Here is a 14,253-nt window from a genome sequence, read left to right as displayed (position 1 = left end):
TCCAAGTGATCTCCAAGCATGCCCGGCCAGACTGGAAACATGCAGGTCATCGTGAAGATCGCCCAGGGCTCCGTGCGGGGCGCGACGCGGGACGGCGTCGCCTCCTTCCTGGGGGTCCCGTACGCGGCCGCGCCGGAAGGGCCGCTGCGTCTCCGGCCGCCCGCCCCGCCGCCCGCGTGGGACGGGGTGCGGGACGCCGTCGCGTACGGCGCCGCGCCGCCCCAGCTCCCCCCTGCGCCGGGCGTGCCGCCGATCTGGCGGCCCGGGGACGGCCTCGCCTGCCTGAACCTCAACGTGTGGAGCCCCGACCCTGGAGGGGCGGGGCTGCCGGTGATGGTGTGGCTCTACGGCGGCGCGTGGCAGGTCGGCGCGACGGCCATGCCGCAGTACGACGGCGCCGTGCTGGCCCGCTCCGGCGTCGTGGTGGTGACCGTGGACTACCGGGTGGGCTTCGAGGGCTTCGGCCACCTGCCCGGCGTGCCGGACAACCGCGGCCTGCGCGACCAGGTCGCCGCGTTGGAGTGGGTGCGCGGGAACATCGCCGCGTTCGGCGGCGACCCCGGCAAGGTGACGGTGTTCGGGCAGTCGGCGGGCGCGGCCTCGGTCGCGCTGCTGACGGTCGCGCCGGCCGCCGAGGGGCTGTTCCGCCGGGCGATCGCGCAGAGCATCCCGGCCGGTCTCCGCACCCCGGACGAGGCCGGGCGCGTCACCGGGGCGCTGGCCGCGGCGGCCGGGGTTCCCGCGACGTACGAAGCCCTCGCCGGGCTGCCGCCCGAGGCCGTCCTCGCGGCGCGGGACGTCACGGCGACGAGCCCGTTCGGGCCGGTCGTGGACGGCGAGCTGGTCACCGGGCCGCCGTGGGCGGGCATGGCCGCTCCGGCGGCGCGCGGCGTGGAGCTGATCTGCGGCTTCACCCACGAGGAGTATCGCGGGCTCGCCCCTGGCGGACCGCCCGCCGGGGTCGATCCTGCCGCTGCGGCGGCCTCGTTCGGGCTGGACGCCGACGCCGTGCCCACGTACGGCCTGGCGCATCCCGGGGCCGGCGACGCCGAGCTGTTCACCGTGCTGATGTCGGACGCGCTGGTCCGCATGCCGACCACGTGGACCGCCGAGGCCCACGCGCGGGCCGGCGGCCGTACCTGGCTGTACGACTTCACCTGGAAGGGTCCGGCGCTGGGCGCGGCGCACGGCGTGGACGTGCCGTTCACCTTCGGCGACGGCCGGAGCCGCTTCGCCGGCCGCCTCCTGGGCTCCCCGCCGCCCGCCGGTTTCGCCGAGCTGTCGGAGCGCGTCCGCCACGCCTGGACGTCGTTCGCCGCCACCGGCGACCCCGGCTGGCCCCGTTTCGACCTCGACCAGCGGCGCACCCGCCTCTGGGACCTCCCGCCCGCCGACGTGCCGTACCCGCTCGCCGACTTCCGCCGCATCTGGGGCCGCCCGCCCCAACGCTGATCCCGGCTAGAGTTCGCGGTCATGAGATCCGGATGTCTCGTCGCCGTCGCGTGCGCGGTCCTGGCGCCCTTCGCCGGGCTGTACCTGCTGTTCGCCATCCCCGCCTGGGCGAACGACAGGAAGCTCGCGGCGTTCGGGGACCGCCTCCTCGCCTATCCGCCGCCGCCCGAGACCTTCCACAGGGACAACACCGCCGATGGTTCGATCGCCCTGCGGGGGAACGGCAACCACTGCGACTACCAGGTCCGCGTCGCGCTGTCCACGCGCCTCTCCGAGGGGTCGGTACTCCGCTACTACGCGGCCGCCCGCATCGCCGGGGTCGAGACCGAGCGGGCCTCCTTGCGGATCTACTTCGAGAGGGGCCAGGACGTCGACGGCCTCCCCACGTCCTTCATCGTGGAGGCGTACGACAGCACCGACGCCGGCCTGGACCTCCGCTGCCACTGAGCCCATAGCATGAGCCCGTGAAGTACATGCTGATGATCTACGCCAACGCCGAGTCGCAGCAGCACGTGGCCGATCACGAGGCCGACGTGATGGCCGAGGTGGACGCCCTGATGAAGGAGCTCGCCGAGAGCGGCGAGCTGGTGGGCGGGCAGGCGCTCGACGGGCCCGCCACCTCCCGCGTGGTCAGGGTGCGCGGCGGCGTGCCGGCCGTCACCGACGGGCCGTTCCTGGAGGCCAAGGAGTTCCTGGCGGGCTACCTCATCGTGGAGTGCGCCAGCGTCGAGCGGGCCACGGAGATCGCGGCCCGGTGGCCGGACGCCCGGCTGTGCGCGATGGAGGTGCGGCCGATCATCGACGAGGTCGACCCGCCCGCGGGCGAGGGCGGCCCGGCTCTGGGATGACCGAGGTCGAGGCGCTGCTGCGGGAGCTGGCGCCGCAGGTGCTCGCCATCCTCGTACGGCGCCACGAGCAGTTCGCCGCCTGCGAGGACGCCGTCCAGGAGGCGCTGCTCGACGCCGCCGTCCAGTGGCCGCGCGAGGGCGTGCCGGACAACCCGCGGGCCTGGCTGGTGACGGTGGCCTCGCGGCGGCTCATCGACCTCGTACGCAGCGAGCACGCCCGCCGGCGGCGCGAGGAGAGCGCCGGGGCAGGCGAGCCCGCGGACGCCTACACCGTGGCCGGGCCTGGCGAGGAGCCGGCCGGCGATCAGGACGACACGCTCACGCTGCTGTTCCTGTGCTGCCATCCGGCGCTGTCGCCGCCCTCGCAGCTCGCCCTCACGCTGCGGGCCGTCGGCGGGCTGACCACGGCGCAGGTGGCGGGCGCGTTCCTGGTGCCCGAGGCGACGATGGCGCAGCGCATCAGCCGGGCCAAGCAGCGGATCAAGGCCGCGGGGGCCCGGTTCGAGCCGCCGCCGGAGGGCGAGCGGGCCGAACGGCTGCGGGTCGTCCTGCACGTGCTCTACCTGATCTTCAACGAGGGCTACACCGCGACGGCCGGGCCGCAGCTGCACCGCGACGAGCTGACCGGCGAGGCGATCAGGCTGGCCAGAGCCGTGCACCGGCTGCTGCCCGACGACGGCGAGGTGGCCGGGCTGCTGGCGCTCATGCTGCTCACCGAGGCGAGGCGGCCCGCCCGCACCGGGCCGGACGGGCGGCTGGTCCCGCTCGCCGAGCAGGACCGCGGACTGTGGGACCGGCGGCTCGTCGCCGAGGGCGTGGAGCTGGTGAGCAAGGCGCTGTCCACGGCCCCGCTCGGGCCCTACCAGGTGCAGGCGGCCATCGCGGCCGTGCACGACGAGGCCCCGTCGGCCGCCGAGACCGACTGGCCGCAGATCCTCGCGCTCTACCGGGTGCTGTCCGGGCTGGACGACAACCCGGTGGTCGAGCTCAACCACGCGGTCGCCGAGGCCATGGTCCACGGCCCGCGGGCCGGGCTCGACCGGCTGGACCGGCTCGCGGCCGACGGCCGGCTCAAGGACCACCACCGGCCGGCCGCGGTCCGGGCGCACCTGCTGGAGCTGGCGGGCGACCACGCCGGGGCGGCCGACGCCTACCGCGAGGCGGCCCGGCTGACGGCCAGCGCCCCCGAGCGTGACTACCTCGAGGCACGGGCGGCGGGGGTGACGAGCCCGGGCGACGCGGGCAGGGGCAGGGCATGAACGTGGTCGCGCTGTCCGACACCCACGCGCCCCGGCGCTGGCGCTCCTGCCCACCCCGGGTGGCCGAGCACCTGCGGGGCGCGGACGTCATCCTGCACGCCGGGGACGTCTGCGTCGCCTCGGTGCTGGCCGAGCTGGCCGCGTACGCGCCGGTGCACGCGGTCAAGGGCAACAACGACGGCCCGGACGTGACGGCGCCGGAGACCCTGGAGCTCACGCTGGACGGCCTGCGGATCGGCATGATCCACGACAGCGGCCCGGCCAAGGGCCGCCTGGCCCGCCTGCGGCGCCGCTTCCCCGAGGCGGACCTGGTGGTCTTCGGCCACTCCCACATCCCGCTGGACGAGTCCGGCGACGGCCTGCGCATCTTCAACCCGGGCTCCCCCACCGACCGCCGCCGCCAGCCGCACGGCACGATCGGCCTGCTCACCGTCGAGGACGGCGTCCTGACCAGGGCCGAGATCGTGCCCGTCACGTAGACCCGGTCGTCCTTCGTCCGCCGGTACCACTCCCGCCGTGGCAGGCCGGCGCCCGCCTACCGCCGGCGGCGTAGCGGAAAAGACGACGCCCGCGGGATTCGCCGGCCGCGCGGCGACGAGATTCTGACTCTCGGACGGTCTTAAGAGGTGCGGTAAGGCGACGGGAACGAGACCGTAAGCGCCCTCCCGCACCCTGATCACAGGACATGACGAGAAGGGCGATCGAGATGAGCAACCCCTACAGGATCGACGAGGACATCACGCTCACCGGTTTCACCGGGCGGGCGCACCGGCCGGGCGACGACCGCTACGACGAGCTGCGCCGCGCGCTCAACCCCGCCGTGGACGCCCGGCCCGCGCTGGTCGCCGAGGCGTACGGCATGGCGGACGTGCGGTCGGCGCTGCTGGCGGCGCGGGCGCACGGGGTGCCGTTCGCGGTGCAGGCCACCGGGCACGGCACGCACGCCGGGGCCGAGGGCGGCGTGCTGGTGCGGACGACGCCGATGGCGTCGGTGCTGGTGGACCCCGTCCGCCGGATCGCGCGGGTCGGGCCGGGCGCGCGCTGGGGCCACGTCATCGCCGCCGCCGCGCCGTTCGGGCTCGCGCCGCTGTCCGGCTCGGCGCCCGACGTCGGCGTCACCGGCTACACGCTCGGCGGCGGGCTCGGCTGGCTGGCGCGCAGGCACGGCTTCGCCGCCGACAGCGTGCTGCGGGCCGAGGCGCTGCTCGCCGACGGCCGGCACGTGACGGCGAGCCCGGACAGCCACCCCGAGCTGTTCTGGGCGCTGCGCGGGGGCGGCGGCGGGTTCGGCGTGGTCACCTCGCTGGAGTTCCGGCTGCACCCGGTCTCGCAGGTCTACAGCGGGTTCGCGTACTTCCCGATCGAGGTGGCGGGCGAGCTGCTGGAGGCGTACCGGACCTGGATCGACACCGCCCCCGACGACCTCAGCACCGCCGTCGTGCTGCGGCGCATGCCCGACGAAGGGCCGCTCGCGGGGCGGCACGTGGCGCAGCTCAAGGTCGTGCACGCCGGCGACGAGGCGGAGGGCCGGCGGCTGCTGGCGCCGCTCCTGCGGGCGGCCGGTCCGGCGCTGCTGGACGAGACCCGCACGACGACGTACGCGGACACCGCCATGGGCGGCACCCCGATCCGCCACATGTCCATGCTGGAGGAGGTGCCCGGCGAGGTCGTGGACGTGCTGGTCGCCGCGGCCGAGCAGGCGCAGACCGTGGAGGTGCGGCACTGGGGCGGCGCGATGAGCCGTCCGGGACCGGACGCCGGCCCCGTCAGCCACCGCCGCACCCGGCTGTCGGTGATCGTGGACACGCCGGTGCCGGGGCTCGCCGAGGCGCTGCGGCCGTACGACAACGGGGGCACGTTCCTCAACTTCCTGGCCGACACCGGCCGTACGGCCGCGGCCTGGTCGGGGGCGGACCACGCGCGGCTGCGGGAGGTCAAGCGGGCCTACGACCCGGACGGCTTCTTCCGCGTCGGCCACGTCGTCGAGCGGTGACGCGCGGAAAACCCGTCGCCCCGCCGGAAGCCGCTTCACTACACTCGCCCCGAACCCGCCGCGATCGAGAAGGGAAGGACCCCGCCATGCGCCCCGTCAGCGCCGCCGTCGTCCTCCCGTCCTCGCGGTACGAGGTGATCCTGGTGTCCTCGTCGCCCCGGCGCCGGCTGCGCGGCCGTCGCCGGACGTCCTGACGAACGCCTCCTCTTCCTGATCCTGCCGGGTTGTTCGCCGGGCGAATCGCGCTGTCCTCGTATCCCGACCTTTCACGAAAGGCCGCAGGCCATGCGCACCCGTGTCGTAGCCGACCCCCTCGCCACCGTACGCAACCTCGGCGTCCTCGCCCACGTGGACGCCGGCAAGACCACCGTCACCGAGCGGGTCCTGTACCTGACCGGCGCCACGTACAAGCGCGGCGAGGTGCACGACGGCACCACCGTCACCGACTTCGACCCCCAGGAACGCGACCGCGGCATCACGATCTTCGCCGCCGCGGTGAGCTGCGACTGGGACGGCCACCGGATCAACCTCATCGACACGCCCGGCCACGTCGACTTCTCCGACGAGGTCGAGCGGTCGCTGCGGGTGCTCGACGGCGCGGTGGCCGTCTTCGACGGCGTGGCCGGGGTCGAGCCGCAGAGCGAGTCCGTGTGGCGGCGGGCCGACCGGCACGGGGTCCCGCGGGTGGCGTTCGTCAACAAAATGGACCGGGCGGGCGCGGACCTCGACGCCGTGGTCGCCGCGATCCGGGCGCAGCTGCACCCCGTGGCGCTGCCCGTCCAGCTCCCGATCGGCGCGGAGGACGGCTTCCGCGGCGTGGTGGACCTGGTCCGGATGCGGGCGCTGGTCTGGGACGGCGGCGGCGCGCCGGTGCGCGCAGAGCCCGTGCCCGAGGAGCTGCTGCCGGAGGCGCGGCGGCGGCGCGGGCTCCTGGAGGAGACCGTGGCCGGGCTGCACCCGGGCGCCCTGGAGGAGTTCTGCGCCACCCCCGCCGGAGCGGCGCTCTCCGACGAGACGCTGGCGCTCGCGCTGCGGGAGCTGACGCTGTCCGGGGCGGCCGTGGTCGTGCTGTGCGGGGCCGCCTACCGTGACCGCGGGGTGGAGCCGCTGCTCGACGCGGTCGTGGCGTACCTGCCGTCGCCGCTCGACGTGCCCGCCGCCGCGCGGGCCGCCGATCCCGCGGCGCCGCTGGTGGCGCTGGCGTTCAAGGTGAGCGCGACGGCGACGGGGCGGCTCACGTACGTGCGGCTCTACGCGGGGACCCTCAGGAAAGGGGACGCGGTGCTGGACGCCGGCGCGGGACGCGTCGAGCGGGCCGGGCGGATCCTGCGGGTGCAGGCCGACCGGCACGCCGAGGTGGACCGGGCGGTGGCGGGCGACATCGTGGCGCTGGTCGGGCTCAAGGCGGCCCGCGCGGGCGCGACCCTGTGCGCGCCGGACGCCCCGGTCGTGCTGGAGCCGCCGAGCCCCGCCGAGCCCGTCGTGTCCGTGGCCGTCGAGGCGCGGAGGAGCGCCGACGCCGGCCGGCTGGCCACGGCGCTGGCCCGCCTCACGGAGGAGGACCCGTCGCTGTCGGTACGGGCCGACGCGGAGACCGGGCAGACGCTGCTGTCCGGGATGGGCGAGCTGCACCTGGAGGTGGCGGTGGAGAAGCTGCGCCGCGACCACGGCCTGGCCGTGGCCGCCGGGCGTCCGCAGGTCGCCTACCGGGAGACGGTCGTGCGCGGAGTGCGGGGCGTGCTGTACCGGCACGTCAAGCAGGACGGCGGCGCCGGGCAGTTCGCGCACGTCGTGCTGGACGTCGAGCCGCTGGACGGCGAGGGGTTCGCGTTCGGCTCCTCGGTGACCGGCGGGCGGGTGCCGCGCGAGTACGTCCGGGCGGTCGAGGCCGGCTGCCGCGACGCGCTCGCGGCGGGGCCGCTCGGCGGCCATCCGGTGACCGGGCTGCGGGTGACGCTGACCGACGGGGCCACGCATCCGAAGGACTCGTCGGAGCTCGCCTTCCGCGCCGCCGGGCGGCTGGGGCTGCGCGCGGCGCTGGCGGCGTGCGCGATGGCGCTGCTGGAGCCGGTGGCCGAGGTCACGGTGACCGCGCCGGACGAGGCCGCGGGCGCGGTGCTCGGCGACCTCGCGGCGCGGCGCGGGCGGGTGACCGGGTCCGTGGCGCGGGCGGGCACGGTCGTCGTCACGGCGACGGTGCCGCTGGCCGAGGTGTTCGGGTACGCGACGCGCCTGCGCGGCAGGACGCACGGCCGCGGCACGTTCACGGCCCGGCCCGCCGGGTACGCGCCGGCGCCGTGACCGGCGCGGGCCGGGCGGAGCGATCCGCCCGGCCCGTCCGGCTCATGGGGCCGGCGGCTCGTTCAGTGAGCGGCGGCGGCCGTCGCCGTCGCCGTCCAGTAGGCGGCCCTGGCGACCTGCGGGAACAGGCCCTTCGGGTGGTTGCGGAACATCGGCTCGGTGCCGAACATGACGACGGCCGCGCCGCGCTCGTCCCGGCCGCTCACCACCGCCGCCTGCCCCCTGGCCTGCTCGGGCCCGCCCGAGCCGGTCCGGGGGTCGGCCCGCCAGTGACCGGCGACGAGAGGTCCGTCCGCCGCGTACGACTGCTCCACCCTGACCTCCGGCCCCAGGCCGGTGAACCAGCGCGGCGAGTACACGAACGAGTGTTCCGGCGACCCGGCGCCGACCGGCCCGGCGGAGGACGCCACGCGCACGACGCCGTTGGCGTCGGAACGGCCCGCGACCGCCGTCACGGTGAGCAGCCCCGCCGCCGCGTTGAACGCCGCGCCCGTGCCGCCCCGGGTGATGACGCCGCCGGTGGTGAGGAAGGCGTCGAGCGCCGCGCGGGCGTCCGGGTTGAGCGCGGTGTAGCTGAGCCCGCTGGAGACGACCAGCACGTCCGTGGCGCTCCAGTCGAAGCCGGCGTTGAGCACGGCGGTCGACACCGGGGTGACAGGGAAGCCCAGCTCGCGCAGCGTGAACAGCTCGTCCGCCGCGACGGCGGCGGCCAGCCGGACCGGCGCCAGTGGCCTGCCGGTCGCGCCGGCGGCCGGGGTGAAGGCGACGCCGTAGCGGTCGGAGACGGTCCCGGCCGCGCGGCGGGCGCTCGCCGGGACGATCGCCCGGCCGTCGTCGGTCCAGGTCAGGGCGACGCCCTGGGCGAGCAGGTCGTTGACCGCCCGGACCTCCTTGGCGTCCACGACCTTGAGCGCGAGCGGCCCTGCGCCGCGCGGCACCGAGCCGGTCGGGACGGCGGCCTTGACCGGCTCCGCCGCCACGCGCGGCGCCGATCCGGTCACGGGCTCGACGGTGGCGCCCCACAGCAGGGCGTGGCTCCAGCCGGAGATGTCGTACATCGCATCCACCCGTGGTGAGATGTCCGCACCGGGCTCCAGCATCACGTTGGCCAGGCCGCGCTTGGGCTGGCGCATGTCCACGACGTACGACCCGGCCGGGTAGGTCCGGCCGTCCGCGCGGAAGGCGTGCCTGGCCCGCCCGACCCGGACGTCGTTGGCCACGAGGTGGTCGACCAGGCGGGCGGCGGCGGTGGCCGAGCGCTCGCCGGTGATGACGTACGCGCGGGGGAAGGTCGTGGTGTAGACGTCCTCGGGGCCGAAGCCGGGCACGATGCCGAGCGGCACGGTCCTGGACGGCTCCCCCGCTGCGCCGCGCCGGAACACCTCGATCTGGTCGGCGATCAGCGCGTCGTGCCGGGCCTGGACGAAGGCGTAGGAGGCGCGGATGGCGGCGGCGGCCACGTCGGTGTTGATCGCCGAGCGACGGCGCAGCTCCTCGACCGGCAGGTTGGCGTAGTCGGCGTTGTTGACCCGCAGCGGGATCTCGACGGTGTGCGAGGCGACGGCCCCGTGGAAGGGCGCGTACTGCGGGGTGAAGATCGGCGGCCAGTCGTCCCAGCCCTCGGCGCTGTCGCGGAACGGGATCTGCGCCGGGTGCACGCCGTCCTTCTCGGCGGTGTAGCCGAGGCCGTTGACGGCGGCCTCCATGCCGAGGCCGTTGGCGTAGGCGTTCCTGATGAACAGGTCGTACTCGTAGTTCGCGCCGTGCGGCGGGGTGGTGGGCTCGATGAGGGTGCCGTTCACGTACCCGTGCAGGTCGATCATGGTGACCGGCTGGGCGTCGATCATGAGCCGGCGCATCGCCCTGACCTCCGGCTGGGAGGCGGTGACGAAGTCCCGGTTGAGGTCGAAGCCGTCGCCGTTGGGGCGCACCCCGTTGACCCGGCCGTCGGGGTTGGCGGTGACGTTGAAATAGAGGCGGGTGCGCGCGAGCAGCGCGGCGACCTTCGGATCGGCGCTGGTGGCCAGCTCCTCGATGGTACGCAGTGAGGCGTCGGTGCCCTCCCACTCGTTGCCGTGGATGTTGGCGTTGACGTAGAGCGGGGCCTTGTAGCGGGCGGCGAGCCTGCGGTCGCGGGCGGCGGCGGCCGGGTCGTCCGCGATGCGCTCGCGCAGGCGGGCCTGCTCACGCGCCTCGGCGCGGCTTTCCGGGGCGGTGACGGTGACGAGGTAGAGGTCGCGGCCCTGGGCGCTGCGCCCGATGATCTCGGCGCTCACCCGGTCGCTGCGCCGCTGCAGCTCGTTGAGCTTGGGGGCGATGCCGTGGTACGGCACCAGGCCGAGCTTGATGGAGGCGTCGGCAGGGTTCTCGGGCGGTTCGGGAAGTTCGGTGCGGCGGGGATAGCCGAGGTCGCGGGACGGGCCGCCGGACGGCTCGCCGGTCGTGGGAGGGGCGGCGGTGCGGAGGGCCCGGGCCTGCTCGTCGCCGCCCGCCGCCTCCTCGTGGCGTTCGGGGCCGTTGCCGAAGTCGCGTACGGCGGGCTGGGACGGCGCGGGCGGTTCGGCGGTCGCCGTCCCTGCCGGGGCGAGGAGCACGGCCGAGACGGCGATGCTCGCCAACGGGATGGATAAGCGCACGGCGGCCTCCATGTGCATGAATGAGAGGTGCGTTCCGTTCGTACGATTTGTCGAGGAACGCGGCAAGGCACCGTGATCAGAGCGACGCTCAATCCATGTCAATCCGTGGTCATTCCGGCCCGTCCGGGCGGGGCCGCGCGTCCAGAGCGACGAGGTCGTGCGGCCCTTCTGAGGAACACGGCGTGCTCTAGCGGGCCAGGCGGTCCAGCAGCTCGCCGAGCAGCGCGCGTTCGCCAGGGGTGAGGTCGCCCGGGTCGTCGCCGACCAGCGCACGCAACGTCAGTGCGGCGCTCGCACGGGTCGCGGGGGCGTCGGCGGCGGGCGTGTGCAGGACTCCGGCCAGCGCGGCCTCGCGGACGCGTTCGGACAGCCTGAAGTCCGGCTCCGGCTGGCTGATCAAGGTGAGCGTGATGCCGACGTTGGCGGCGAGCACCTGTTCGGCGGCTTCGTCTGCCGGCACCTTGAGCAGGCCCCGGGCGGCGGCGGCGGTCAACCGCTCGCGCAACGCGGCGTGCGCGGGAGCGGTGACGGCGCAGGGCCTTCCCGGCTCGGCGCGGCCGTAAAGCAGCCCGTAGAACGACGGGTGCTCCAACCCGAACCGCACGTGCCTGTCCCAGCCCTCGCGCAGGTCGTGCAGTGGGTCGTCAGAGCTCTCGACCGCGGTGTACTGGGTGAAGCCGTGGTTCACCACGGCGTCGATCAGGCCCTGCTTGCTGCCGAAGTGGTGGTACAGCGTCGGGGCCTGCACCCCGGCGCGTTCGCACACCGCCCTCGTGGACACCGTGCCGCCGCTCTCCAGCAACTCCGCCGCGGCGAGCAGGAGTCGATCCCGCGCGTTCTGCATGCTTGCTACATTAGCTTATGTAGCGCTACATTGCGCGCTATAGCGGAAGGAGAAGTCCATGAGGACTTGGTTCGTCACTGGCGGGACACCCGGAGGGTTTGGCCTGGTCTATGCCGAGGCTGCGCTGAAACAGGGCGATCAGGTGGTGGTGACCGCGCGTCGGCCCTCCGAACTGCAGGAATGGGCTGAACCGCACGGCGACCGGGTGCTGGTTCTCCAGCTCGACGTCACCGATGCCGAGCAGGTGCGTGCGGCGGTCAGGACGGCGGAGGAGCGGTTCGGCGGGATCGACGTGCTCGTCAACAACGCGGGCCGTGGCTGGTTCGGCTCGGTCGAGGGGGCCCCCGACGAGATGATCCGCCGCACGTTCGACCTCAACCTGTTCGCCGTGGTCGAGGTGATACGCGCGGTCCTGCCCGGTATGCGGGCACGCGGCGGCGGCTGGATCGTGAACATGTCGTCGGTGGCGGGCCTCGTCGGCGCACAGGGGTTCGGCTACTACTCAGCGGCGAAGTTCGCGCTCGAAGGACTGTCGGAGACACTGCGCCACGAAGTTGAGCCGTTCGGTGTGCGCGTGCTCGTCGTGGAGCCGGGAGCGTTCCGCACCAAGGCTTTCGCCGGCTTCCGGAACGAGCCCGTCAACGAGACCGTCGACGCCTACGTGCCGATGGTCGAGGGCGTCAAGGCGGCGTTCGTGGAACATGACGGCAAGCAAGAGGGTGACCCTGAACGCGGAGTGCAGGCCGTGATCAGCGCGATGAACGCACCCGTTCCGCCGCAACGGATCGTGCTCGGCAACTCTGGCTACGACGTCGTTGTCGCGATGCACGAGAACGCGCTCGCGGAGCTGCGCGCGAACGAGAAGCTCTCGCGCGGTGCGGACTTCTGAGCCTGTCGCCAGAACGTGAGGAGCCTCGTCGGGGCCCGACTTGACCCCTGCACGGCCTGTGGCGGGTCGCCGCCCGCATCGTCATCGTGCCGCTGAGGTGCCGCAGGGACGTACCAGGACGCGCCCGCGTCCTTTCACCCGAGAAGACCGGAGAGCAGAAATGGACGACATCACCCTTCCCAAGGCTGTCGAGAACTTCGTCGCGGCCACCAACGCGCACGACGCGAACGCGCTGGCCGCGGTCTTCGCCGACGGAGCCACCGTGCGCGACGACGGGACGACCTACGCCGGCGAGGCCGAGATCCGCGAGTGGATCCAGGGGCATCTGATCAACCCCAAGATCGTGATCACGCCGACCTCGTTCGCGGGCGACCGTCTGGTGGCCTCCGGGGACGGCGAGTTCCCCGGCGGGCCTCTGTCCTTCGCGTTCGTGTTCGGCATCAAGGACGACCAGGTCACCGACCTCGTGATCGACCCCGTCTGACTCATCCCCGGCCGGGGCGGCCTTTCGCCCCGGCGCGACATCCCCGAGTGCTACGGTCCCTGGCAGACCACGCCGGTACCAAGACGGCACCCGGCCAGGATTCTGGAAGATCCACCCCAAAAGGACCCGGACGGCTTCTTCCGCGTCGGCTACTGCAGAAGGAACCGAAGGGTGCGCTCGGCCACGAGCGGGGCCGTCTTCCCTTCCGGCCCGAAATGGCCGAGGCCGGGCACACTTTCGAGCGTGGCGTGCGGAAGGGTGTCGCGTACGACGCCGAACTCCGCTCTGCTCGCGGGCCGCGTACGCCCCCCGCACAGCAGCAGCACCGGAGCGGTGACGTCCGCGAACAGGGCGAGCCGGCCGTGCTGGGCCGCCAGCTGCTCGTGCTCGGCCAGGTTGGCCTCGAGAAGCGGCCGCATCCGCTGCCAGCTCGGCCCGCGGAACCCGATCCGCAACACGGTCCGCAGGTACCAGTGCGGCATCTTCGCCATGAAGGCGGGCGCGCCACCCGAACCCCGGATGAAATGGGCGAACGCGCCGTAGGGGTCGCCCGCCGCCAGCCGCTCCCGGTAAGGGGCCATCCAGTGCGCGGGGACGGGAGCGACGGGAACCCCGGGCTCGTAGACCGCGATGCGCTCGAACACCTGGGACGACCGCGCGGTCTCCAGGACGACGAGGCCGCCGTAGCTGTGGCCGAACGCCAGCCGCGCACCGGTCTCCTCCTGGACCGCCAGCAGGTCCTCCACTTCCTTGCCCAGGTCGTACCGGGGTCCCTGGGGGCCGCTGGCGCCACGGCCACGCCGGTCGACGACGTGCACGGTGAAGGAGCGGGCCAGTACGGAGGCCAGCGGCAGGTAGTCCTGCGAGGTCCGCAGGTTGCCGCCGAGCACGATGAGGTCCGGCCCGGCGCCTAAGGTCTGATAGCTGATCGGCGTTCCGTCGGCCGAGGAGACGGTGCTCGTCCGCGTGATCTGGGTGGTCCGGTTCATCTGGTGGGCTCCTGTTCCGTACGGTCCAACGTCGCGAGCAGTCGCGCGGTGTGCCCGGCGAACTCGGCATAGGGCACGCCGCTGTGCGCGACCAGGGCGGCCAGCTTGTCCTCGAACTCCTGCCGGAGCGAGGCCACGACCCGCTTTCCCTCATCGGTGAGGCTGAGCTGCCTGCGGTTCCCGCCCGCCGGGTCGGGCCGGACGTCGAGCAGCCCTTCGGCGGCGAGGACGGCGGTCATGCGGCTCACGGACGGCTCGGTCACGCCCAGGCCGTCGGCGAGGGCGCGCTGCGTCGAGAAGCCCAGCTCGCCCACCAGGGTCAGCGCGAGGAAGCGGCTGTAGGAGATGTTGTGCTCGGCCCGCAGGATCCGGTCGGCCATCCGGTCGAGCCGGGCGACGAGCACGTGCAGGTTGAGGCTGAGGTTTTGTTCCACAGCCTCTAACTTAGCATTCTAACTTAGCATTGCAAGTCCCAATCCGGAGCTTGCCGGCGCCGGACCGGTCAGTCTCCTCGCTCCAGCTCCCCGATCGCGGCCACCGGGTGCCCGCCACCGCCGT

13 protein-coding genes are annotated in these 14,253 nt (G+C 74.0%); 9 read left to right on the top strand and 4 right to left on the bottom strand.

Annotation, left to right across the window (positions count from 1 at the left end; genetic code table 11):
* Positions 1 to 39: 39 nt before the first annotated feature.
* From AC27IY_RS26085 to fusA, 7 genes are all read left to right on the top strand, one after another.
* The gene (locus tag AC27IY_RS26085; protein ID WP_487179438.1) at positions 40 to 1,452 is read left to right on the top strand and encodes a carboxylesterase/lipase family protein; all 1,413 of its coding nucleotides are present in this window, start codon (positions 40 to 42) and stop codon (positions 1,450 to 1,452) included.
* A gap of 21 nt (positions 1,453 to 1,473) precedes the next feature.
* Positions 1,474 to 1,899, top strand: coding sequence for a hypothetical protein (locus tag AC27IY_RS26080; RefSeq protein WP_487179437.1), 426 nt, complete (start codon positions 1,474 to 1,476; stop codon positions 1,897 to 1,899).
* A gap of 26 nt (positions 1,900 to 1,925) precedes the next feature.
* Positions 1,926 to 2,300 carry a YciI family protein gene (locus tag AC27IY_RS26075; RefSeq protein WP_344215874.1) on the top strand — a complete coding sequence of 125 codons (375 nt, stop codon included), beginning with the start codon at positions 1,926 to 1,928 and terminating at the stop codon, positions 2,298 to 2,300.
* Positions 2,297 to 3,559 (top strand): RNA polymerase sigma factor, encoded by a 1,263-nt coding sequence (locus AC27IY_RS26070; RefSeq protein ID WP_423448647.1) that lies wholly within the window; start codon positions 2,297 to 2,299, stop codon positions 3,557 to 3,559. The genes AC27IY_RS26075 and AC27IY_RS26070 overlap by 4 nt, the downstream gene beginning before the upstream one ends.
* Positions 3,556 to 4,038, top strand: coding sequence for a metallophosphoesterase family protein (locus AC27IY_RS26065; protein ID WP_344215280.1), 483 nt, complete (start codon positions 3,556 to 3,558; stop codon positions 4,036 to 4,038). Before AC27IY_RS26070 ends, AC27IY_RS26065 begins: the two co-directional genes overlap by 4 nt.
* Positions 4,039 to 4,265: 227 nt before the next feature.
* Positions 4,266 to 5,552 (top strand): FAD-binding oxidoreductase, encoded by a 1,287-nt coding sequence (locus AC27IY_RS26060; RefSeq protein WP_487179434.1) that lies wholly within the window; start codon positions 4,266 to 4,268, stop codon positions 5,550 to 5,552.
* Between the two features lie 285 nt (positions 5,553 to 5,837).
* Positions 5,838 to 7,853 carry an elongation factor G gene (gene fusA / locus AC27IY_RS26055; RefSeq protein ID WP_487179433.1) on the top strand — a complete coding sequence of 672 codons (2,016 nt, stop codon included), beginning with the start codon at positions 5,838 to 5,840 and terminating at the stop codon, positions 7,851 to 7,853.
* A gap of 62 nt (positions 7,854 to 7,915) precedes the next feature.
* On the opposite strand, the gene AC27IY_RS26050 is transcribed toward fusA, so the two are convergent.
* Both AC27IY_RS26050 and AC27IY_RS26045 read right to left on the bottom strand, forming a co-directional pair.
* Positions 7,916 to 10,489 (bottom strand): M14 family zinc carboxypeptidase, encoded by a 2,574-nt coding sequence (locus AC27IY_RS26050; protein WP_487179432.1) that lies wholly within the window; start codon positions 10,487 to 10,489, stop codon positions 7,916 to 7,918.
* Positions 10,490 to 10,676: 187 nt separating this feature from the next.
* The gene (locus tag AC27IY_RS26045; RefSeq protein ID WP_449951941.1) at positions 10,677 to 11,333 is read right to left on the bottom strand and encodes a TetR/AcrR family transcriptional regulator; all 657 of its coding nucleotides are present in this window, start codon (positions 11,331 to 11,333) and stop codon (positions 10,677 to 10,679) included.
* Positions 11,334 to 11,391: 58 nt separating this feature from the next.
* Here AC27IY_RS26045 and AC27IY_RS26040 point away from each other — a divergent pair, with 58 nt between their 5' ends.
* Positions 11,392 to 12,222 (top strand): SDR family NAD(P)-dependent oxidoreductase, encoded by an 831-nt coding sequence (locus AC27IY_RS26040; protein WP_487179431.1) that lies wholly within the window; start codon positions 11,392 to 11,394, stop codon positions 12,220 to 12,222.
* Positions 12,223 to 12,382: 160 nt separating this feature from the next.
* Positions 12,383 to 12,706 (top strand): nuclear transport factor 2 family protein, encoded by a 324-nt coding sequence (locus tag AC27IY_RS26035; RefSeq protein WP_487179430.1) that lies wholly within the window; start codon positions 12,383 to 12,385, stop codon positions 12,704 to 12,706.
* A gap of 149 nt (positions 12,707 to 12,855) precedes the next feature.
* On the opposite strand, the gene AC27IY_RS26030 is transcribed toward AC27IY_RS26035, so the two are convergent.
* Together AC27IY_RS26030 and AC27IY_RS26025 are read right to left on the bottom strand one after the other, a co-directional pair.
* On the bottom strand, positions 12,856 to 13,695 hold the full coding sequence (locus tag AC27IY_RS26030) for an alpha/beta fold hydrolase (protein WP_487179429.1): 840 nt from the start codon (positions 13,693 to 13,695) through the stop codon (positions 12,856 to 12,858).
* Entirely contained in the window at positions 13,692 to 14,129 is a 438-nt protein-coding gene (locus AC27IY_RS26025; RefSeq protein WP_423470548.1) for a MarR family winged helix-turn-helix transcriptional regulator, read from the bottom strand. The genes AC27IY_RS26030 and AC27IY_RS26025 overlap by 4 nt, the downstream gene beginning before the upstream one ends.
* Positions 14,130 to 14,253 lie beyond the last annotated feature (124 nt).

This window comes from Nonomuraea sp. B208 (assembly GCF_057536035.1).
Note: the sequence above shows the minus strand (reverse complement) of the source record. Positions and strands in the feature narration are given on the sequence as shown.

Excerpts from the sequence above, each read along its gene's own strand:
- AC27IY_RS26085 (WP_487179438.1), top strand. The coding sequence starts at position 40 with ATGCAGGTCATCGTGAAGATCGCCCAGGGCTCCGTGCGGGGCGCGACG.
- AC27IY_RS26080 (WP_487179437.1), top strand. The coding sequence starts at position 1,474 with ATGAGATCCGGATGTCTCGTCGCCGTCGCGTGCGCGGTCCTGGCGCCC.
- AC27IY_RS26075 (WP_344215874.1), top strand. The coding sequence starts at position 1,926 with ATGCTGATGATCTACGCCAACGCCGAGTCGCAGCAGCACGTGGCCGAT.
- AC27IY_RS26070 (WP_423448647.1), top strand. The coding sequence starts at position 2,297 with ATGACCGAGGTCGAGGCGCTGCTGCGGGAGCTGGCGCCGCAGGTGCTC.
- AC27IY_RS26065 (WP_344215280.1), top strand. The coding sequence starts at position 3,556 with ATGAACGTGGTCGCGCTGTCCGACACCCACGCGCCCCGGCGCTGGCGC.
- AC27IY_RS26060 (WP_487179434.1), top strand. The coding sequence starts at position 4,266 with ATGAGCAACCCCTACAGGATCGACGAGGACATCACGCTCACCGGTTTC.
- fusA (WP_487179433.1), top strand. The coding sequence starts at position 5,838 with ATGCGCACCCGTGTCGTAGCCGACCCCCTCGCCACCGTACGCAACCTC.
- AC27IY_RS26045 (WP_449951941.1), bottom strand. The coding sequence starts at position 11,333 with ATGCAGAACGCGCGGGATCGACTCCTGCTCGCCGCGGCGGAGTTGCTG.
- AC27IY_RS26040 (WP_487179431.1), top strand. The coding sequence starts at position 11,392 with ATGAGGACTTGGTTCGTCACTGGCGGGACACCCGGAGGGTTTGGCCTG.
- AC27IY_RS26035 (WP_487179430.1), top strand. The coding sequence starts at position 12,383 with ATGGACGACATCACCCTTCCCAAGGCTGTCGAGAACTTCGTCGCGGCC.
- AC27IY_RS26030 (WP_487179429.1), bottom strand. The coding sequence starts at position 13,695 with ATGAACCGGACCACCCAGATCACGCGGACGAGCACCGTCTCCTCGGCC.